General features: G+C 63.7%; 21 protein-coding genes. 8 read left to right on the forward strand and 13 right to left on the reverse strand.

From position 1 onward, the window contains the following. Positions 1-22: 22 nt before the first annotated feature. The 6 genes from ACRARG_RS04265 to ACRARG_RS04290 all read right to left on the reverse strand — a co-directional run bounded on the left by ACRARG_RS04265 (position 23) and on the right by ACRARG_RS04290 (position 6,784). Positions 23-640, reverse strand: coding sequence for an LbetaH domain-containing protein (locus ACRARG_RS04265; protein WP_432688738.1), 618 nt, complete (start codon positions 638-640; stop codon positions 23-25). Positions 641-725: 85 nt separating this feature from the next. Then, positions 726-2,048 (reverse strand): phosphonate ABC transporter, permease protein PhnE, encoded by a 1,323-nt coding sequence (gene phnE, locus ACRARG_RS04270; RefSeq protein WP_432688740.1) that lies wholly within the window; start codon positions 2,046-2,048, stop codon positions 726-728. Then, positions 2,045-2,929 carry a phosphonate ABC transporter, permease protein PhnE gene (phnE, locus tag ACRARG_RS04275; RefSeq protein ID WP_432688741.1) on the reverse strand — a complete coding sequence of 295 codons (885 nt, stop codon included), beginning with the start codon at positions 2,927-2,929 and terminating at the stop codon, positions 2,045-2,047. Before phnE (ACRARG_RS04275) ends, phnE (ACRARG_RS04270) begins: the two co-directional genes overlap by 4 nt. A 58-nt stretch (positions 2,930-2,987) precedes the next feature. Continuing rightward, positions 2,988-3,887 (reverse strand): phosphonate ABC transporter substrate-binding protein, encoded by a 900-nt coding sequence (gene phnD, locus ACRARG_RS04280; protein WP_432688742.1) that lies wholly within the window; start codon positions 3,885-3,887, stop codon positions 2,988-2,990. Positions 3,888-3,942: 55 nt separating this feature from the next. Beyond that, complete coding sequence (gene phnC, locus ACRARG_RS04285; protein WP_432688743.1) at positions 3,943-4,752, reverse strand: phosphonate ABC transporter ATP-binding protein; 810 nt, start codon at positions 4,750-4,752, stop codon at positions 3,943-3,945. Positions 4,753-5,008: 256 nt separating this feature from the next. Continuing rightward, positions 5,009-6,784 carry a sensor histidine kinase gene (locus tag ACRARG_RS04290; RefSeq protein WP_432688744.1) on the reverse strand — a complete coding sequence of 592 codons (1,776 nt, stop codon included), beginning with the start codon at positions 6,782-6,784 and terminating at the stop codon, positions 5,009-5,011. 58 nt (positions 6,785-6,842) lie between these two features. On the opposite strand from ACRARG_RS04290, the gene ACRARG_RS04295 reads away from it, so the two are divergent. Continuing rightward, complete coding sequence (locus ACRARG_RS04295; RefSeq protein WP_432688745.1) at positions 6,843-8,027, forward strand: cytochrome P450; 1,185 nt, start codon at positions 6,843-6,845, stop codon at positions 8,025-8,027. Between the two features lie 48 nt (positions 8,028-8,075). On the opposite strand, the gene ACRARG_RS04300 is transcribed toward ACRARG_RS04295, so the two are convergent. The 3 genes from ACRARG_RS04300 to ACRARG_RS04310 form a co-directional block, all read right to left on the reverse strand. Continuing rightward, on the reverse strand, positions 8,076-9,038 hold the full coding sequence (locus tag ACRARG_RS04300; RefSeq protein WP_432688746.1) for a LysR family transcriptional regulator: 963 nt from the start codon (positions 9,036-9,038) through the stop codon (positions 8,076-8,078). A gap of 4 nt (positions 9,039-9,042) precedes the next feature. Further along, positions 9,043-9,600 (reverse strand): polyhydroxyalkanoate synthesis repressor PhaR, encoded by a 558-nt coding sequence (phaR, locus tag ACRARG_RS04305; RefSeq protein WP_432688747.1) that lies wholly within the window; start codon positions 9,598-9,600, stop codon positions 9,043-9,045. 119 nt (positions 9,601-9,719) lie between these two features. Continuing rightward, positions 9,720-10,322: a pyridoxamine 5'-phosphate oxidase family protein gene (locus ACRARG_RS04310; protein ID WP_432688748.1), complete on the reverse strand. Its 603-nt coding sequence runs from the start codon at positions 10,320-10,322 to the stop codon at positions 9,720-9,722. A gap of 245 nt (positions 10,323-10,567) precedes the next feature. Here ACRARG_RS04310 and ACRARG_RS04315 point away from each other — a divergent pair, with 245 nt between their 5' ends. Further along, entirely contained in the window at positions 10,568-11,227 is a 660-nt protein-coding gene (locus tag ACRARG_RS04315) for a hypothetical protein (RefSeq protein ID WP_432688749.1), read from the forward strand. 42 nt (positions 11,228-11,269) lie between these two features. Continuing rightward, entirely contained in the window at positions 11,270-11,671 is a 402-nt protein-coding gene (locus ACRARG_RS04320) for a DUF6636 domain-containing protein (RefSeq protein WP_432688750.1), read from the forward strand. Between the two features lie 206 nt (positions 11,672-11,877). Here ACRARG_RS04320 and ACRARG_RS04325 read toward each other — a convergent pair whose 3' ends face one another. Continuing rightward, on the reverse strand, positions 11,878-12,321 hold the full coding sequence (locus tag ACRARG_RS04325) for a phasin family protein (protein WP_432691314.1): 444 nt from the start codon (positions 12,319-12,321) through the stop codon (positions 11,878-11,880). A gap of 160 nt (positions 12,322-12,481) precedes the next feature. Next, on the reverse strand, positions 12,482-14,281 hold the full coding sequence (locus ACRARG_RS04330; protein ID WP_432688751.1) for a PHA/PHB synthase family protein: 1,800 nt from the start codon (positions 14,279-14,281) through the stop codon (positions 12,482-12,484). 168 nt (positions 14,282-14,449) lie between these two features. Between ACRARG_RS04330 and phaZ the strand changes: the two genes are divergently transcribed. Together phaZ and ACRARG_RS04340 are read left to right on the forward strand one after the other, a co-directional pair. After that, the gene (phaZ, locus tag ACRARG_RS04335; protein ID WP_432688753.1) at positions 14,450-15,748 is read left to right on the forward strand and encodes a polyhydroxyalkanoate depolymerase; all 1,299 of its coding nucleotides are present in this window, start codon (positions 14,450-14,452) and stop codon (positions 15,746-15,748) included. Between the two features lie 426 nt (positions 15,749-16,174). Continuing rightward, the gene (locus tag ACRARG_RS04340) at positions 16,175-17,368 is read left to right on the forward strand and encodes a hypothetical protein (RefSeq protein ID WP_432688755.1); all 1,194 of its coding nucleotides are present in this window, start codon (positions 16,175-16,177) and stop codon (positions 17,366-17,368) included. Positions 17,369-17,375: 7 nt separating this feature from the next. Here the strand turns inward: ACRARG_RS04340 and ACRARG_RS04345 are convergent, their stop codons facing one another. Next, positions 17,376-17,840 carry a methylated-DNA--[protein]-cysteine S-methyltransferase gene (locus ACRARG_RS04345; protein WP_432688756.1) on the reverse strand — a complete coding sequence of 155 codons (465 nt, stop codon included), beginning with the start codon at positions 17,838-17,840 and terminating at the stop codon, positions 17,376-17,378. A gap of 169 nt (positions 17,841-18,009) precedes the next feature. On the opposite strand from ACRARG_RS04345, the gene ACRARG_RS04350 reads away from it, so the two are divergent. Continuing rightward, positions 18,010-19,017 (forward strand): NAD(P)H-dependent flavin oxidoreductase, encoded by a 1,008-nt coding sequence (locus ACRARG_RS04350; RefSeq protein WP_432688757.1) that lies wholly within the window; start codon positions 18,010-18,012, stop codon positions 19,015-19,017. Next, on the forward strand, positions 19,014-19,433 hold the full coding sequence (locus ACRARG_RS04355) for a VOC family protein (RefSeq protein WP_432688758.1): 420 nt from the start codon (positions 19,014-19,016) through the stop codon (positions 19,431-19,433). Before ACRARG_RS04350 ends, ACRARG_RS04355 begins: the two co-directional genes overlap by 4 nt. On the opposite strand, the gene ACRARG_RS04360 is transcribed toward ACRARG_RS04355, so the two are convergent. Beyond that, positions 19,420-20,130, reverse strand: a complete 711-nt coding sequence (locus tag ACRARG_RS04360) for a nitroreductase (RefSeq protein ID WP_432688759.1) — start codon at positions 20,128-20,130, stop codon at positions 19,420-19,422. The two genes, ACRARG_RS04355 and ACRARG_RS04360, sit on opposite strands and share 14 nt — an antisense overlap. Before the next feature lie 119 nt (positions 20,131-20,249). Here ACRARG_RS04360 and ACRARG_RS04365 point away from each other — a divergent pair, with 119 nt between their 5' ends. Next, positions 20,250-20,552: a putative quinol monooxygenase gene (locus ACRARG_RS04365; RefSeq protein WP_432688760.1), complete on the forward strand. Its 303-nt coding sequence runs from the start codon at positions 20,250-20,252 to the stop codon at positions 20,550-20,552. Positions 20,553-20,555: the final 3 nt, after the last annotated feature.

Genomic DNA, 20,555 nt, shown 5'->3' on the forward strand with positions numbered 1-20,555 from the left:
CCAAAGCTCCGCCCAAATACCTCTACCCGCCGTATTTCTCCAGAAAAGCCTCCGCCTTCAGCGCCCGGAAATCCGCAAGCGCCGCCCGCAGCGTCGCATGGTCCCAGTCCCACCAGGCCAGCGCCACCAGCCGCTCCGCGATCTCCACCGGCTGGCGCAGCCGCAGGACCTTCGCAGGTGTCCCCGCCACGATCGTATAGGGCGCGACATCCCGGGTCACCACCGCGCCGGAGGCCACAACAGCGCCGTGCCCGACCGTCACCTCCGGCTTCACCATCGAGCCATGCCCCAGCCAGGTATCATGCCCCACAAAGGCCCGCCGCGACCGGCGATGGGCAAAGAACTCCGCGTCGAATTCCGCATCCTCCCAGTAATCCGCTGAGCGATAGAGGAAATGGTGACAGGCCGCCGTCTCCAGCGGGTGATCCGTCGCGCCGATCCGCACGAAGGCCGCGATATTGGCGAACTTGCCAACCGTCGCATTGGCGATATCGGCATAGCGGTCGCAGTAGGAATAGTCACCGATTTCGGAATGGGCGATCCGGCTGCCCTGCCCGATTTCGACATATCGGCCAAAGGTCGTCTCGGTGATCGAACATCCGTCTTGGATGGTGGGGGTGTCTTCATTCAGGCGGGCCATGGTGCCTCTTTCTGCGACGCCAGCACGGGCGCGAACGCCCGGCCTGCCTCCGGCGGGGATATTTTCAGCAAGAAAAAGAGCAGGCTCAGTGCCCGGACTCGTTTCCGGCGATCAGTTTGCGGCGAAGCCAGCCGGAAAACCAGTCCATGAGGAAGACCATCAGGATGACGAGGAGGATGTACCAGCTCACCTCCTCCCAGTCCTTCTGCGTGATCATCGCCTGGGTAAGCAGGAGGCCGATGCCGCCGCCGGTGATGGCGCCGATGATCGTGGCCGAGCGGGTGTTGGATTCGAAGAAATAGAGCACCTGGCTCAGCAGCACCGGCGTTACCTGCGGGATCACTCCAAAGCGGTAGCGCTGCACCGGCTTGGCGCCGACGGACTGGAGCCCTTCGATCTGCTTGCCATCAACATTCTCCAGCGCCTCGGAGAACATCTTGCCGAAGCTGCCGGTATCGGTGACGAGGATCGCCAGCGCCCCGGTCATGGGCCCCGGCCCGAAGGCGCGGGCCAGGACGATGGTCCAGATCAGCGCATCCACCCCCCGGAAGAGGTCGAAGAGGCGGCGGAAGAACTGCCGCACGATCATCAGCGGCGCGAAGTTGCGGGCCGCGAGGAAGGCCAGCGGCAGTGCCACCACAGCCGCGCCGAAGGTGCCGAGGAAGGCCATAAGGATCGTCTCAAACAGCGCCCAGGCCGTATCGGCATGGTGCCACATCGGGTTGAACCAGAAGTCATGCCAGATCGCGCCCGCTTCGCCATTCATGGCGCGCGTCGCAAGCGCGCCGAGGCTCAGCCCGTGATAGGGGCTGTCGAGCGTGAAGAAGAAGAGCTCCCACCCCGCCTGATAGCGGAAGAGCTCCGTCTTGTTGCGGGTGATGGTCAGCCGGGCATCCGGCAGGGTCACCATGACCCGGTTCTTGGAGGCAGAGATCCAGTCGGGCAGATCACCCTCAGGGAAAATCGCATCGACGCCGCCCCGTCCCGGCGCGGCGGTGATCACTCCGTAATCCGGGATCTCGAGCCGCACCTGATCCGGCGCATAGGTCACCATGCTGCCGTCGCGCAGCGCGATGGTGGTCGTCTCGCCCAGGCGCACCCAGTCGGGCGCCTCGCCCTGCGGATAGGTGCCCTTGCGCTCGCCCTCGATCGCCACCTCTACCTCGCCCGACCGGTTGTCGCGGGTCACATGGGTTTTGTAGCTGTAGCTGTCGCGCAGCAGGATGCCCGCGTTTTCGGGGTTGGCCCGGCCCAGCAGTCCCGGCACGTCAAAGGCGAAAACCGCATAGGCGAGATAGGCCAGCACCAGCGCCGGCATCCCGAAGGACCAGAGCCGCTTGGTGGCAAAGAGCCGCTCCGCGCCCCCCTTCAGATCGCCCAGTTTCACATCGGTTGCGGCGAGGCTCATGCCAGCATCTCCTGTCTGCGGCCATGGGTCAGCCGGTCGCGGAACACGCTCGATATCTGGTCCACCGCGACGATGGTCAGGAACAGCAGCAGGAAGATCGCAAAGGCCTCGTCATATCGCCCGATCCCCCAGGCCATGGCATTCTTCAGCTCATAGCCAATGCCGCCCGCGCCGACGAAACCCAGGATAGCGGAGGCACGGATATTGATCTCGAACCGCAGGAGCGCGTAGCTGAGATAGTTGGGCGCCACCTGCGGCATTACCCCCAGCACCATGCGCTGCGACCAGTTGGCCCCGACGGAGGTCAGCCCCTCAACGGGCTTGAGGGAGGCATTCTCGTTCACCTCGGAAAAGAGTTTGCCGAGCGCACCGGTCGTATGAAAGGCAATCGCGATCATGGCCGGCACCGGCCCGCCGCCCAGCACAAAGATCAGCACCAGCGCGATCACGATCTCGGGCACGGCGCGCATCACATCCATGATACGACGAAAGACCGGGATCAGCCCGGGCCAGAGCGCCATGCCCCGCGTCGCCAGCATCGACAGCACCGTGCCGCCAAAGGCCCCGATCAGGGTCGAGACAGCAGCGATATTCAGCGTCTCCACCAGCGCCGGAACATAGGTCACGAGGTTGGCGGGCAGTTCGGCGATCTTCGCGAACGCCTCCGACAGCACCGCCTCGGGAAAATCGAAAAGCTGCGGCAGGCCATTCCAGAATCCCCCCGCATTGCGCCCGTCCGCCACGATGAAGCCGGACGCCATCAGCGCCACAAAGACCGCAAGGAGAATACCGCCGTAGAGTCGGCGGCGGCGCGTCAGCGCCACGTAATTCTCGCGGATCTGCGCCGTGCTGGCGCCGAAAAAGGCGGAACTTTCGGACATAGGCTATCTCGGAAAAAGTGGAGGGCCTGCCGCTTTGGCAGACCCTCCCAGACGGGGATCAGTTGATCTTGGAACGACGTGCCGCGACGATCGACTCGTACTCGGCATGGGTCACCGGGATGAAGTCTTTTGCCTCGCCCGCAGCCACGCCATAGGCGCAGTCGGCATCTTCTTCCCAGAGGTTCGCGGTCAGCTCGGTCACTTTCGCTTTCACCTCATCCGGCAGCGCCTTGCGCAGCACGAACGGACCTTCGGGGATGATCTTGGACTGCCAGATCTGCACCAGGTCGTTCATGTCGACGAGGCCCGCATCAACCGCCTTGCGCAGCGCGCCGGAGTTGAAGCCGTCTTCCCAGTTGCCCTGGCCGTCGGCCCAGGTCACGCCGCCGTCGACGTCGCCATTGTTCACGGCAACGATGGTCTGCTCGTGACCGCCGGTGAAGACCACGTCACCAAAGAAGGTGCCGGGGGTCATGTCGAACCCGGCTTCCGCGATCTCGATCGACGGGATCAGGTAGCCGGAGGTGGAGTTCGGGTCACCAAAGCCGAATTTCTTGTCCTTCAGGTCTTCCAGTTTGGTCACACCGCTGTCGGCGCGGGCAAACCCGATGGAGTAATAGCCGATGGAGCCGTCCATGTTCTGCTTGACCAGCACGGGCTCAACGGCCTCCGGATCGGCAATATACGTGCCGGCATAGGAGGAGGCACCCATCCAGGCCGCGTCGATGGTGCCGCCCAGCAGGCCCTGCATCACGCCGTTGTAATCGGCCGGGGTGAAGACCTTCACCTCGACGCCAAGCGCTTCGGCGATCTTGTCGGCAAAACACTGGTTGGAGGACATACGGTCCTGGGCGTTTTCCCCGCCCAGGATGCCGAGACGGAACTCGGTGATGTCCTCTGCCATGGCGGCGGAGGTCAGGGCGGTGGTTGCCAGTGCGGCGGCGATCAGTTTTTTCATCGTGGTAGCTCCCATAGTAAAACCCCGCCTCGGATCGGGCGGGGGCAGATGAAACTCAGGCGTGAAGGGGGGTGACCTTGGCGCGACCGATCGCGTCGATCTGGGTCGAGGTCGCCTCTTCGGAAAACGAGGCATCGGCCCCGTAAATGTCACGGGCAACGCCCGTGGTCAGCTGCTCCGGCGTGCCGTCAAAGACGATCCGTCCGTGCAGCATGCCGATCACGCGGTCGCAATAGCGCCGCGCCGTATCCAGCGTATGCAGGTTGGCGATGACGGTGCGCCCATCCTCCTCATGAATGCGGCGCAGCGCATCCATGACGATCTGCGCATTCATCGGGTCAAGGCTCGCGATCGGCTCATCGGCCAGGATGATCTTCGGATCCTGCATCAGCGCGCGCGCAATCGCCACCCGCTGCTGCTGCCCGCCCGACAGCGCCTCCGCGCGCTTGGGCGCATGTTCCGCGATCCCCAGACGGTCGAGGATATCGATCGCCTTGTGGATGTCCTCGGTCGGATAAAGATTGAACAGCGTCGCAAAGGTCGAGCGCCGGTTCAGCGTCCCGTGCAGCACGTTGGACACCACATCCATCCGCGGCACCAGGTTGAACTGCTGGAAGATCATCGCGCAATCTGCCTGCCAACGCCGCTTGTCCCGGCCGGTCAGAGAGCCCACATCGCGCCCCTCAAACATGATCGAGCCAGAGGTATGATCCGTCAGCCGGTTCAGCATCCGCAGAAGCGTCGATTTTCCGGCCCCCGACCGCCCGATGATGCCGATCATCATGGGCCGGTCGACATGGATATTGGCCGCATCCACGGCCGTGTTTTTGCCGAACGATTTCGTCAGCTGCTCGATGCGAAGCAAAGGTCACCCCCGTTACCTGTCGAGGCGGTGCTAGGCCCGGTCGGAGACGGAAATGTATCGTTTTGACGAAAGTTTTATGAACCGGCCAAATGCCGTGACATCCTCTGCCCTCCTGCCTGCGGTTTGAGCGGCTGGCCCGGCGCATAGACGATCCCCGACTTTTTCTTGCCTGAAATATCCCGGGGAGTTTGAGGGGCCGCGCCCCTCATCCCCTCATAGATAGAATGCGCCGCAGGCGCGCCTTTGGATCACGCCGTTATTCCGCCGCCAGATCGCCCGCCACCGGCTCCAGCTCCACGGTGAATTCCGCGCCCCCCTCGGCCCGGTTCCGGCCCCGGATCGCGCCGCCGAAACTCTGCACCAGCCCGTAGGAGATCGACAGGCCCAGCCCCATGCCCTCCGACGCGCCCACTTCCTTCGTCGAATAGAACGGATCGAAAATGCGCTCGGGCTGGGCAATGCCCGGGCCGGTATCGGCCAGGGTGATCTGCGGCCGGGCCCCGCCGCGCACGCGGATCACCAGCCCCTTCTCCTCCTGCCCCGCCATGGCATCGGCGGCATTGGTGATCAGATTGACCAGAACCTGCGCCAGCCGCACCTCGCCGCCCATGGCCCGCACCGGCGTCACCGGCGCCGTCCAGTCCAGCCGCACCCCGTCCTTGGCCAGCCGGGCCTCCGTCATCTCCAGCGCCGTGGCCACGACCTGCCCCAGATCGATGCGGCGCGCCGGTTCGCTCTCCTGTTTGGCAAAGGCGCGCAGATTGCGGATGATCCGCCCCATCCGGCCCGCCAGATCCCCGATCCGCCCCAGATTGGCGGCGGCCTGATCGGGCTTGCCCCGTTCCAGCAGCAGCGCCCCGTTCTCGGCGAATTGCCGGATCGCCATCAGCGGCTGGTTCAGCTCATGGCTCAGCCCGGCGGACATCTGCCCCAGGGCCGACAGCTTGCCTGCCTGAACCAGATCGCTCTGCGCCTGTTTCAGCGCCGCCTCGGCCTCCTGCCGTTCTGTCACCTCCCGCCGGAGCAACAGGTTGGCCCCCGACAATTCGGCCGTCCGGGCGGCAACCCGATGTTCCAGCTGCGCATTGGCACGGGCCAGAACCCGGCGGCGCTCCACGGCCCAGAAAAGAACCGTGCCAAATGCCAGCGCGACAAACCCGGCCAGCGCGGCCTGCAGCCGCGCCACCCGCCGCGCCGGCGAGACATCGATCAGGGCCACGGCCTGCATGCCGGTCTGTGGCAGATTGCGGTGCAGCAGCAGCGCCGGGTTCGGCACGTAATCCCCCAGCGGCGCCCGCCAGAGATCGAGCCCCGCAACCGCGATCCGGCTCAGCGCCACAGACCTTCCGTCAGGCGCCTCGAACGCCGCCTCGCCCGCGCGCCAATAGAGCAGTTCCGACCTGTTGGTCACAAAGACCTGCCCCCCCGCATCGGTAAAGAACACAGCCGGACGCTCTCCGCGCCAGGCCTGTTCCAGATGATCGATATCCACCGCCACGACCAGCGCCCCGCGCACACTGCCGTCCGGCCCAAAGACCGGCGCCGCGAACAGGTAGCTCCGCACCAGCCCCGGCGCGAACGGGCCGATACCGCTGCCCAGAGCGCCGGACAACGCCCGCCGGAAAATCGCGCCCTTGGCAAATCCGGCCAGCGGTTCGGCCCCTGCCGTCACCTCCCGCGCATCCGCCAGAACCCGCCCTTGCCGGTCGACAAAGGCCAGGGTCAGCGCGGTCGTGCGATCCGCCGCGGCCACCAGAACGCCGGTCGCCTGGCTCTGATCCGCGGGGCTGTCCGGGCTTTCGGCCAGGGCCGCCAGCGCCGGATGCAGCGCCATCATCACCGCCAGGTCCTGATAGCGCTGCAACTGGCCGGTCAGACGGTCCACGGTCAGCGCCAGATCCGACAGGCCACGGTCGCGCAACGGCTCCAGCGCCCGCAGATAGCCCATGCGCCAGACGCCGGCCGCCAGGGCAAGCACAACCGCAAGATATCCCGCAATGAGGGCGGTTCGCCGCCAGACGCCTGAGTTCATTCCGCCTTATACCGTCCCGCCCCTTGCCTTGGAAAGCCTGCCGGCGCAGAGAACGCCCATGCATCGCCTCAGCCAGTCGCCGACGGATCCGGCCTTCGTTCAGAACCCCTACCCCTTCTACCACCGCGCCCGCGCGACCGGCCCCCTGTTTTACTGGGAAGACTACGGCATGACCGCCGCCGTCTCGCATGCCGCCGTCCAGGCCATTCTGCGCGACCGCCGGTTCGGCCGCGCCGTCCCGGCGGAACTGGCCGAACCCGTGCCGGACCACCTGGCGCCTTTTTACGCCATCGACGACCATTCCATGCTGGAGCTGGAGCCGCCCGCCCATACGCGGCTCAGAAACCTCGTCCTGCGTGCCTTCACCTCCCGCCGCATCGCCGCCCTCGGCCCCGAGATCGAGGCGCTGGCCACCCGGCTGGCGCAGGCCCTGCCCGAGGGCGACACCGATCTTCTGCCCGCCTTCGCCACCCCGCTTCCGGTCATTGTCATCGCCCGCCTGCTGGGCGTGCCGGAGGATATGGCGCCCGACCTTCTGCGCTGGTCCAACACCATGGTCGCCATGTACCAGGCCCGCCGGAACCGGCAGATCGAAGATGCGGCGGCCCGCGCCGCGACCGAGTTCTCGGACTACCTGCGCAGCTATATCGACAGCCGCCGCCGTCGCCCCGCAAACGACCTGATCACCGAGCTCATCGCCGCCGAGGAAGACGGCGAACGGCTCTCTACCGACGAGATGATCGCGACCTGCGTGCTTTTGCTGAATGCCGGGCACGAGGCCACGGTCCACACGATCGGCAACGGGGTGGCCGCCCTGCTGTCCTCCGGTCTGGACCCGCTGGATGCCACCGCGCCGGATGCCATCGACACCACTGTCGAGGAAATCCTGCGTTATGACCCGCCGCTGCACATGTTCACCCGCTGGGCGTATGAAGAGGTGCAGCTGGACGGGCATACCTTCCGGCGCGGCGATCAGGTGGCGCTATTGCTGGGCGCGGCCAATCGCGACCCGGAGGTCTGGGCGGACCCGGACCGGTTCGACCCGACGCGGCCGGCCCGTCCGAACGCCAGTTTCGGCGGCGGGCTGCATTTCTGTATCGGGGCGCCACTGGCCCGGCTGGAACTGCGGATGGCCCTCCCGGCCCTCTTCCGGAGCTGCCCCACGCTCCGGCTGACCGAGACGCCCCGTTATGCCGACAGCTACCACTTCCATGGGCTGGAAAGACTGATGCTGCGCCGGTGAGACCACGCGCGCCGGCCAGCCCACGCAATGCCGGCTGGCATGGCCGGATCAGAGCAGACGCAGATTGGCGCTGAGATGCGGATAGGCCTCTACCGCCGGGGCGATCACCACCTCCTGCAGCAGCGACTGCAATTCCGCAAGGATCGTGCCGGGCACTTCTTCCAGCACACCGTCCCGCGCCATGAGGACAATCCGGCGCGACAGCGGCGCAAAGGGCAGCTCCATCAGATCCAGTGTCCCGATCAGGCGCCGCGCCCGCATCAGCGCCAGCGGCGGCAGGATCGTCCAGCCCATGCCACGCCCGACAAGCGCCAGGATCGCATGATAACTGTCCAGCTCGAACCGGTGGGTCAGCGTGAGGTTCTGCTGGGCAAGATGCGTCGCGATCAGCCGCCCCATATGATGCCGCGTCGTGTAGGAGATCAGCGGATGGCGCTGCAGCTGCGGCAACAGCGGCTGCGCCGGATCGGCCATTCCTTTCGGCGCCGCGACGATAAAGCCTTCTGACAATATCGGATGCACTTCGGCCCAGGACGGCGCCGGGCCCATCTCGGCGGTGACGATCGCATCCAGCGCCTCGGCCTCCAGCTGATCGATCAGCCAGTGCGACGCCCCGGTATCCAGCAGGAACTGACAGCCCTCAAGCCGATCCGCCAGCCGCACCAGCAGACTTGGCGTCACATCCGCCTCCAGATCGTCGATCATCCCCAGCCGCAACCGCCGCAGCGGCCCGCCGGCCACCGCCAGTTCGGCCCGCGCCTGCGCCGCCTCGTTCAGAATGGACTGTGCACGACGGCGGAACGCCTCACCGGCGGGTGTCAGCGTCAAGGGACGGGAATTGCGGACCAGAAGGGTCACGCCTAGCGCCGTCTCCAGATTGGTCAGCTGCTGCGATACGGCCGAGGCGCTGGCCCCCAGCCGCCGGGCCGCCGCGGTGACCGATTTTTCCTCCACCGCAGCGACAAAAACCTCGATCCCCCAGAGCGTGATCCGGCCCGGGCTTGACTGCATTCCCTCAGCTCATTTTGTTGAGCTTGCCCTGCAGCTCGGCCAGCTGCCGCTTGATCGTATCCAGATCGTCGGCATCCTCTGACGTCTTCGGGCGCGCGCCCGCATCACCGCCGGAGGTCCAGCCGGACATGCCCGAGGTCATGGCCTTGAGGAAGGCTTCCTGCTGGGCCTGCAGCGCTTCAAACCCCGGCATCTTCGCCATCGGGTTCATCGCCGTCATGTTTTCCATCATCTTCGACTGGCTTTCACGAAGCATGTCAAAGCTCTGGGCCAGGAACTGCGGCACCACAGACTGCGCCTGCGTGGTATAGCTGCGCACCAGATCGGTCAGAACGCCAAGCGGCAGAACGTTTTCGCCCCGGCTTTCGTGTTCCGCGATAATCTGCAGCAGATATTGCCGCGTCAGATCATCCCCGGACTTGAGATCGACGATCTGCACCTCCCGGCCGTCCCGGATAAAACCCGCGATATCCTCCAGCGTCACGTAATCGCTGGTCTCGGTATTATACAGTCGACGCGAGGCGTAGCGTTTGATCAGCAGCGGTTTGTCGGTGTCAGCCACAGGCCATCCCTCCCTATGCAGCACTGCAGCACAGCCTAGGCGCCCGGCTTTGATTTGTAAAAGGTTTTCCACCTTCCGCGGCGGAACCATACGGCAGCGGCCGTCGGCTCATGCTGCCGTCACCACAGCCGGGGCTTGGCATATTCCGCATAGGTTCTGTCATAGGTTTCACCGTCAAAGACCGCATCGACCTCGCGGACAAAGTCGCCGGCTGTCGGTACGGTGGCACTATCGTCCCCGCCCCCCCAGATCCCGGCGCGCATCAGCGCCTTGGCACATTGAAAATAGACCTCGTCGACCGTGACGGCGACAACCGTACGCGGCTGCTTGCCCCTCCGGTCAAATGAAGCCAGGACGGCACTGTCCCGCGTCACGATGGCCCGCCCGTTGATGCGGACCACGTTCATATTTCCCACAACCATGAACATCAGACTGACCCGCGGATCGCGCACGATATTGCGCAGGCTGTCGATCCGGTTATTCCCCATCCAGTCCGGCAGGAGGACAGTGCGGTCATCGAGGATCCGCACAACCGGGCCATCGTCACCGCGCGGGCTGGCATCGGTACCCTCCGGCCCGACACTGCTGAGGATCACAAAGCGCGAGGCCGCGATCCAGCGCTGATAGCTCGGTGTGAGACGGGTCAAGACCTTATCAATGGACCGCCTGACCGGCTCCCCGTAGAGGCCCTCCAGTTCGGACATGTCGGAAATCGCTTGCATCAATGTCTCCTGCAAGGCGCGCACGGACATGCGCATCAGCTTGTCAGTCAGGTAGCACCCCTGCTGGGCGGACGGAATAACTATTGTGAAAAGCCGCCGCCCCGCACAGAGTTGGACACATATTATAATACGATTCCAAACGGCGCAGCGGTTGCACCCGATCTATTCCGGCCATCGCCACCGCCAGATTTTATCCTCTGCCGCCCCGTTAGGGGCGCAGCTTTAGGGGGGGCGGGACAATGCCTGTGACCGATCAAGATCTTCAGAAAATGCAACGGCAGATCGGGGACATAAAGCGGTTCTTCAGAGACATCGAAGCCATGGGCGGCACCATCCCCGATGGGCTGAAAAAATCAATCAACAGGCTGCAGATCGCCGTAAGTACGGGGCAGGATATCGGCAATGCGGCGGCGGAGGCCAGCGGTGCGCTGAAAGTATTTGAAAGCGACCTGCTCTCGGCCTGCAAGTCGATCGACGGCGAAATGGACATGGTCTGTGCGGCAAGGATCACGCGGCAGTGGCAGGCCAGGTCGGTCAGTTTCGTTCTGGACTATAGAAACAAAGACAGCGTGGCCGCCCGGTTCATCAAGAAAACCGTGGAGCGCTACACACCGAAAATTATCTGCGCACACTGGGATTATTGCTCTCAGCAGGCCGGCAAAAGCGCGCCTTTCCTGCCGCCGAAAAAAGGCGACAAGGTCAGCCTGACCCAGACCCTGCGCATTACTGGCAATATTCACGTCAAGCCCCTGTCCAATGCCGCGCCGCCCTCATTGCCCAAAGGCACGCCCGGGGTGATTACGGCCGTCGATCAAACCAGCGTGACCGTTGAACTGAAATGGTACAGCCCGCGTGATCTGACATTGAAAATTGCAAAAACCGCCTGGGGACAGCATTTCCGATAGGCTCCCGACAGAGCGGTCCACAGAGTCAGAAAGGAATAATTCATGCGTATGATTGCACTGCTATTTCTGTTGCTGCCCGGAGCAGCCCTCGCCGATGGCTATGGTTTCCGCACGCCCTCGGGCAATATTTACTGCAACGGAACCGTGATCGACGGGGCGATCGATTGCAATATTGTCGAATTCAACGGCGCCCCCCTGCAACCGAAACCGGGCAATTGCAATGGTATCTGGGGGCATACGTTCGAAATGGACGGCACAGGTCCGGCACGGATGAGCTGTTCCAGCTACCGCCCCCGCAAATCGACCTACACGAATATCGCAGGCTACGGCCAATCCGCCGATTTCGGGCCCATCCGCTGCACATCCGAAAAGACCGGCCTGACCTGCCGCAATCAGAGCGGCCACGGCTTTTTCCTGTCGCGGCGGCAACAGGGATTGTTCTGACGTGCCGGATTTCTTGGGCGAGAGCATATACCTTGCCACCGCAATCGCCCGGATCACATGAGACATAAGTCATACCCACACCCAGCGATTTGAGCATCCCCCGGCAGACGGACGATCATTCGGGCCCACAACACAAAGAAAAGGGCGGGCCCCGAAGGACCCGCCCTAACTGTCGCACCCTGAGGGAGGAGCGGGTGCGGCGAGAATTACTTCGCAGCGGCCTTTTTGGCAGCGGCGGTGGTCTCTTTGGTGGCCTTCTGCATGGTGGCAGAGGCTTCTTCGGCCATGTCCTTGCCGGCAGCCATCATCAGGTCGACGGTTTCGGTCTGGGCCTTCTTCGCGATCTCGGCAAAGGCGGCCAGGTTTTCGGCAGCCATTTCAGCAGAAGCGGTTGCGAAATCGGACATCGCCTTGGCGTAGTCGGCGGGCTCGGATTTCACTTTGGCCAGCTCGGTCATTTTGGACAGCGTGTCTTTGGTCCATTTGGAGGACAGCTCGCTGGACTGTTCGGCAGCGGACAGCGCGACACCGGACAGTTTCTCGCCCAGAGCGGCCTGGGTTTTGAAGCCCTCTTCAAACGCTTTGGTGTCGACGGGGAATGCGCCCATCATATCTTTCATCATGGTGGTAAAATCTTGAGTGGTAGCCATCGATCTTTCCTCTCTCTGGCGGGTGGGAGCAACCATTCGCCCCCGTATTGCGTCTCCGAGAAGGAATATGGATGCTGCGACGCAGAAAATCAAGAAGTTTTGCTGCAGCGCAGAATTTTTCAGTGCTTTCCGATGGATGCCACCCGGATCTTGAGGTGCCTCACGCCGGCAGAGGTGCCCTAACGTAATCTCCGGGCGCATCGCAAAGCGCGGGGTGAGTCGCATCGCCCGGCGTCCGGGCATTGACCATCCGGCCGGAGCGCGGCGCGATCCAGTCATACCAGCGCGGCCACCAGCTGCCATCATGGAATGTCGCGCCGGCCAGCCAATCGTCCTGGCCGAGCGTCAGGTCCTCATTGGTGTAATGGCCATATTTCTTTTTGGACGGAGGATTGACGATGCCGGCGATATGCCCGGATTGCGACACGATAAACGTTTTGTCCCGCGACCCCATTTTCTGCACGCCACTGTAAGAGGCACGCCAGGCAGCGATATGATCTGTCTCGCAGGTGACGGCAAAGACCGGCAGGGTCACGTCTGACACGTGCAGAACCTCATCCAGCATTGCAAAGCCCTGAGTTGCGAATTCATTGCCCTGACACAGCCGCCGCAGATATTGCACACACATCTTGCCGGGCAGGTTAGTTCCGTCGCCGTTCCAATACAGAAGGTCAAAGGCCGGCGGCGCCTCGCCCATCATGTAGCTGCGGATTGCAGGGCGGTAGATCAGATCGTTCGACCGCAGAAATGAAAAGGTGCGCGCCATGATATGGCTGCGCAGGATCCCCTGCTCTTCCACTTCCGCCGCAATTCCGTCGACAAAATCATTCTGCAGGAAGGGCGTGAAATCCCCCTGATCTGAAAAATCGGTCAGCGCCGTAAAGAAGGTCGCGGATTTGATCGACCGATCGCCGCGCTTTTTCATCAGCGCAAGGGTCAGGGCAAGCGTTGTGCCGCCAATGCAGTATCCGATCGCATTGACCTGCTTTTGCCCGGTGATCGCTTTGACCTCGCGCACAGCCGTGAGATAGCCCTCTTCGACATATTGTTCGAGCCCGGTTGCCGCATAACTCCGATCCGGATTGACCCAGGACACGACAAACAGCGTGATCCCCTGATCCACCGCCCAGCGGATGAAGGAATTCTCTTTCTTGAGGTCGAGCACATAGAATTTGTTGATCCAGGGCGGAAAGACGATCAGCGGGGTGGCATGCACCTTCTCTGTTGTCGGCACATACTGGATCACCTCCATCATCCGGTTGCGATAGACCACCTTCCCCTCGGCCGACCCGACATTATCGCCGACGTGAAAAGCATCGGTATCGGCCAGCCGGATTTGCAATTCGCCATCCGCGGCCTCGATATCGGCGACCAGATTTTCCAGCCCTTTGACCAGGCTCTCACCCTCGGTCGCGACCGCGCGTTCCAGCGCATCCGGATTGGTCGCCAGGAAATTCGTCGGAGCCATCATATCGATGATCTGCTGCGAGAAATATCTGAGCCGCTTGCGCTCTGTCTCGTCCAGCCCTTCGGCATCGGCGACGGCGGCGCGGATCGCCTCGGCATTCAGCATGTACTGCTGTTTGATGAAATTGAACCAGGGATGCGATTTCCACAAAGGGTTGGAAAAGCGCGGATCATCCGGTGTCGTATCTTCGGGCGCAGTCAGACGCCCCGAGGCCAGCGCCTGCTGCGCCTCCAGATAATGCTGCACCGATTTGGTCCAGAACGTGGCCTGATGTTCGAAAATGCGTGCCGGATTCTGCATGGCCTCCTGCCACCAGGCACCGGCGGCCTTGGTGAACACCTCCGGATCGGGGGCGTTCAGCGCGGCATGGACCGGATTGCGTTTGCTCATCGCGGAGGTCAGCCGCTGAACCAGCGCATCTATCCGGTCGAGATTTTCCTGCATGCGGGTGAGCGCCTGCGCCTCCTCCCGCATGGTTTCAGTGTCACGCATATCGGAATTTTTACCGTTTGACTCATCATCAGTTGCCATAACGGCTGTTCCCCCCTAGTCTCGCTGCTACGCAGCATGATCCGCCGCGCGACGCTGTCGGACCCGACAATAGCCGCCGGAGACGGATCAACACACGGCTGCCCCGAACCTCACTGCCGGGAGACGCTCATGCGCTATATGGCAACTTACGATTTAATGGAGTCGATCCGCAACACCAACCAGTGGCTCGGCGCGACGGCCCTGTCGATGGCCTCCTACCCCGCCTTTGCTCTGGTGCCCAATCCGGCCCTGCATTGGCTCGCGGCCTGGGGCAAGGTCACGGAACGGTCCTTCGAGCGGATGATTGCGAAGCCCGGCTGGGGCATCCATTCCGTCACCTGTGAAGACGGGCGCGACCACCTCGTGTCGATAGACACCGTGGTCGAGCGCCCCTTCGGCGACCTGATCCACTTTAACGTCCAGGGCCGGGAAGAGGTCGCACGCAAGGTTTTGCTGGTCGCGCCGATGTCCGGCCACTATGCCACGCTGCTGCGCTCGACCGTCGTGTCGCTGCTGCCCGATGCAGAGGTCTATATTACGGACTGGCACAATGCCCGTGACATCCCCGTCTCCGAAGGCAAGTTCGACGTGGAGGATTACACCCTCTACCTCGTCGATTTCATGAAGGAGCTGGGGCCGGATGTGAACGTCATCGCCGTCTGCCAGCCCGCGCCGCTGACCCTCGCCGCCACCGCCTATCTGGCAGAGAAGGAACCTGAGAACCAGCCCTCCACCCTGACCCTGATCGGCGGCCCGATCAACACCGCCGCCGCGCCCACCGAAGTGACCGATTTCGGCCATTCCGTCACCATGGGCCAGCTGGAAGAGACGATGATCCAGCGCGTCGGCATGTCCTACAAGGGCATCGGTCGCCGGGTCTATCCGGGCCTGCTGCAGCTGACCTCTTTCATCTCGATGAATGCAGAGCGGCACTCCAAGGCCTTCCAGGACCAGATCATGCGCGAGATGCGCGGAGAGGCCTCGGATCAGGACCAGCACAACCGCTTCTACGACGAATATCTCGCCGTGATGGACATGACGGCGGAATTCTACCTGACCACGGTGGAGCGTATCTTCCAGAAGAACGAGATCGCGCATAACGAATTCGTCGTGGACGGCCACAAGGTCAATATCGGGGCGATCACCAATGTCGCGGTCAAGACGGTCGAAGGCGAGAATGACGATATCTCCGCCCCCGGCCAGTGTGTTGCCGCGCTCGATCTCTGCACCGGCCTGCCGGACAGCATGAAGGCCTCGCACCTCGAACCCGGCGCTGGCCATTACGGCATCTTCGCCGGCTCCTCCTGGCGGAACAACATCCGCCCGCTGGTGCTGGATTTCATCGACGCCAATGCCGGCAAGGCCCCTGCCAAGACCCGCTCGCGCGGCAAGACGGCAGCCAAAAAGCCGGACCTGAAGGCGGTCTGAACCGAAACTGGGCAACCGACAGGCTAACTCGCGAAGGGTTGGCACTGACCAGTGTAGCCCGATCAAGGCCCGGCCTCACCGCCGGGCCTTTTGTATGATGCGGCTCACGATCACAGGCCGGTCCGCGCAAAACTTGCCACAGGCCCGGCCTTCGGCCATTCTCATCCTCAATTTGCAACGACCTAAGTGTTTTCCCGGCCGGAGGGCCCGATGACCAAGACCTTTCGGCTGCTCTCTGCCTGCCTTCTCGCCTTTGCGGTTGCGACCGCCGGTCCCACCCCGACCACGGCTGCCGACGGCCCCCTTGTGCGCAGCTGCACACTGACGCCGACATCGCAATGCATGCTGGAATACGCCCGCACGCTGTTCAAACAGAACCCCGGTCGGATCACGCCACGATCTTTTGTCCTGTCCATCGCCGGCCTGTTGCGCGACATGGGGCGCCGGGACGAAGCGGAGGATCTGCTGGTGCGCACGGCCGTGCTCGCCCAGCAACGCGGTGACGCCGAACTGGCCCGCGCAATCAGGTCCAGCTACCTGGTCCATCTGATCCGACGCGAGGATCTGCGTCGCGCCGAACGCTATATCCGCGACACCCTGCCTGCCTCCGACCGTCCCTCCGCCCTGCGAAATATTGCGTTACTGGCCGCCCGCAAAGGCAGGCTGGATATCGTCGAGGCTGCCTTTGCCGCCGCCAAGGACGACCGCGACCGAAATTTTGCTTTACTTTCATTGGCGTTCACGTCCGCAGACAAGGACAGCAGATACGCGAATTTTCCGCGCAAGGTCCGCAGGTACCTGCAGTCTACCGCGCTGGCCATAGCCAAGCGCAACACCGGCAAAACCGCGATTCAAGCCAGCTACGACTATGTCCGGATGGCTGAAACCGAAGGAGGGGCCCTGCGCGCCTATCAGGAGATCGCCTATCATCTGCAAAGCCCCCCGCCAAAAGACGCCCGGCCAGGACGTGCCGTCTATCTGCTGAACCGCTACGAAGGGCTGGAGCCCGCGCTGGCCTATCTCCACAGATATGCGCGGCTGACTGGCAAAGACCCGAGCGATACTTATTCATGGGTCTTGGATACGCTGCTGGAAACCGGTCGGGACGCGGAGGCGGCAGATTTTGTCAACCGGCGCTGGAAGACCAAAACGGCAGAGAACAATATCAGCATCGCAGGCACCCTGTGCCGGTGGGGCCGGAAACAGGACGGCATCGAATTTCTGCGGGCCGCGATCAACCAGGTTGGCCAGGATGTCGAGGCCGGGCGTTCCTGGCGATACAATGCCAGCACTCTCCTATTCCAGCTCGACAATTGCGGTGACAGCGCCCGTGCGGACAAGCTTCAGGATGTCATCGTGTCATTGCCACTAACGCAATCCGACCTGGAACATTTTGCCAAAGCCTTCACCCGACGCGGCCAAATGCACCTGGCCCTGTCCATGTTGTCTGGGATCACGCATCCACGGCGCGACGACAGCATTACCGACAGCCTCCGCGACGCCAAGACACTTGCCGATAGCATGACGCTGTATCCACTGATCGACACGATCCAGGACCCGCAAAGACTGTTCTATTCAGTTGTAAACCTGGGTTCCCGGCTGGCCAAAGAGGGCCGCTGAGGCACCCTCAGATCAAGAGCCCCGCCGCCTTCTCCAGCCGCAGCAGCGCCACCTTCGTCTCCACCCCGCCCGGCGCCGAAAACCCGCCCAGCCCCGTCGCGGACAACACCCGGTGGCAGGGCACGATCACCGGGATCGGATTGCCGCCACAGGCCTGCCCCACGGCCTGCGCAGGCTGTCCCAGCTCCTTCGCCAGATCGCCATAGGTTCGCGTCTCGCCAAAGGGGATCGCCATCAGACAGGCACAGACCGCCTGCACCAGCGCAGAGGCCTCGATGTGAACCGGCAGGTCAAACACTTCCAGCCGCCCGTCGAAATAGGCCGCGACCTGCCGCCCCGCCTCCTCCAGCAGCGGCGTCGGGGCGGCACCGGTCATCTGCCGCCAACCGGCACCCGTGATTGCCCCGCCCGCCTCTCGCAGACTGAACGGCCCGAACGGGGTTTCGACGGAATGGACATGCACCTCACTCATGACCGCCACGCTGCCCCCGGACGCGGGTCCGCGCAAGCCTGACCTTTACGTAACGCCCCCCGTGACAGCGCGACCGAGACCTGCCAAAAACATGCACATGCAGGCAATTGCATTCCGGCCCCGCCGGTCGCACACTGCCGCAACGCGCCTGAGGGAGGAACCTAAAGACATGACGCTGCCAGCCCAACTCCAGAACCTGCGGATCCCCCTGATCGGAAGCCCGCTCTTCATCATCTCCAACCCCGACCTCGTGATCGCCCAGTGCAAATCGGGCATCGTCGGCTCCTTCCCCGCGCTCAACGCGCGCGAAAAGGAAGGCGAGGAGATCGAGCTGGACAAATGGCTGACCCGCATCGCCGAGGAGCTTGACGCCCATAATCAGGCCAATCCCGACCGCCCCGCCGCCCCCTATGCCGTCAACCAGATCGTGCACAAATCGAACGCCCGGCTGGAACGCGACGTGGAGATCTGCGTCAAGCACAAGGTCCCGGTCTGGATCACCTCGCTGGGCGCGCAGCCCTGGGTCTATGAGGCCGCGCATTCCGTCGGTGCCATCGTCCTGCACGACATCATCAACGACATGTTCGCCCACAAGGCCATCGACAAGGGCGCCGACGGGTTGATCGCCGTGGCCGCCGGGGCTGGTGGCCATGCCGGGGCCCTGTCGCCGCTGGCGCTGGTGCAGGAAATTCGCGAATGGTTCGACGGGCCGCTCTTCCTGTCCGGCGCGATCGCCAAGGGCGACTCGATCCTCGCCGCTCAGGCCATGGGTGCGGATGGCGGCTATGCCGGCTCCTGCTTCATCGCGACGGAGGAGGCCAATGCCGCCGATGGCTACAAAAAGATGATCACCGAAAACGGCGCGTCGGACATCGTCTATTCCAACCTCTTCACCGGCGTCTGGGGCAATTACCTCAAACCCTCCATCGCCAATGCGGGCATGGATCCGGATGCGCTGGAACGCTCCGATCCGTCGACCATGAATTTCGGCTCCGGCGACGGCTCCAAGGCCAAGAAGTGGAAGGACATCTGGGGCTCCGGCCAGGGCATCGGCGCCGTGCGCGACGTGGTCCCCGCCGCCCAGATGATCGACCGCCTTGCCAGCGAATACGAGGCCGCGCAGCAGCGCCTCGCCGCCACCCTCGGCTGGCCCGCCATGTCCAAGGCGGCGGAGTGATCTATCGCCTCGGCCGGCTCATTGACCATCTGGATATCCGGGTGGGCGATGCACCGGCCTCCCACCGCTTCTACCGCGCCATCTGGACCGCCCTCGGCCATGGCGCGGAGATCGAGGTGCTCGACGGCGCCATCAACCTCGACGAGGTCTACATCACCGCCGCCAACCCCGGCGGCCCGGTGACCACGGGGCTGCACCTCTGCTTTCAGGCACGTGACCGCGCCGCCGTCGACGCTTTCCATGCGCAGGGCCTCGCCGCCGGTGGCCGCGACAACGGCGCGCCGGGCCTGCGCCCCTACCATCCCGGATATTACGCCGCCTTCCTGCTCGACCCAGACGGCAACAATATCGAGGCCAAGCTGGACGAGCGGGTCACCGCCCGCTCCGCCCCCGCCGTCACCATCACGACCGGCTGATCCGCCGCCCCTGCCCGTCTTTGTCGAACCCCTGGAAGGTCGTATTCTCCGCCACCTCCCGGCGCAGCGATTTCACATTGTTCGCCGCAAACCCCTCATCCGGCCAGCCAAGCGCCACGCAGGTCAGGATCACCTGATCCTCCGGGATTTCCGCACATTCGCGGACCACCGGCGACTGCATGATCCCCTGCCCATTGATCACCGCGCCCAGCCCCCGCGACCAGGCCGCCAGCACCAGCCCATAGGTCGCCGCCCCCGCATCGAATATCCCGATGGGCCCGTGTTCCTCCAGCGCCCGGTCATAGGTCACCACGACAGACACCGGCGCATCGAACTGGCGGAAGCCGCGCATGACCCAGTCCTGCCGCCGCTCCGCATCCTCCCGCGCGATGCCCATGGCGGCAAACAGCTGCTTGGCGATCTCCACCTGCCGGTCCCGGTGTACGCCCTCGTATTTGCCATGCGCCGCAATCTCCCGCGAGGGCGGCACCCCGGCGAGCATCCGCTCCGTATTGCCCTTGCGCACCGCCTCCAGCACCGGGCCCGACAGCACATGGAAATGCCAGGGCTGCGTGTTCATCGACGAGGGCGCCAGATTGGCCAGCGCCAGCACCTCCTCCATCAGCGCCCGGCTCACCGGCTCATCCGTAAACCCGCGGATCGACCGCCGCTCCGCCATTGCCTCATCCAGCTTCATCTCTCTCCCTTTCCCGGGCCATTCTGTCCGGCCCGCGCCTATCAATGTCAGACCCACGGGCGACCGGACACCCCGCGCCGCCATATTCTCCCTACATGCCCCCCCGACAGGAGACAGACATGCTCATCGCCCATCTTACCTTTACCGTCGCACCTGACCAGCGCGCCATGGCGGTCAACACCCTGCTGGCAGAGGCCTCTACGGTCCGCTCCATGCCCGGCTGCCTGACCTTCCGCCCCTTCGCCCTGCCCGAGGATGCCACCACAATCGGCGTCCTCCATGAATGGGACAGCGAAGAGGCCTTCAACGCCTACCTCGCCTCCGACGCTTTCAAAAATTCCGGCACCACCCTGCGCCCCCTCATGACCGCACCGCCGGTCAGCAAACGCTTCCACGCCGAGAGGCTTGAGGTCATAAACTGACCG

This window comes from Pseudooceanicola profundi (assembly GCF_050897955.1).
GTDB lineage: Bacteria > Pseudomonadota > Alphaproteobacteria > Rhodobacterales > Rhodobacteraceae > Pseudooceanicola.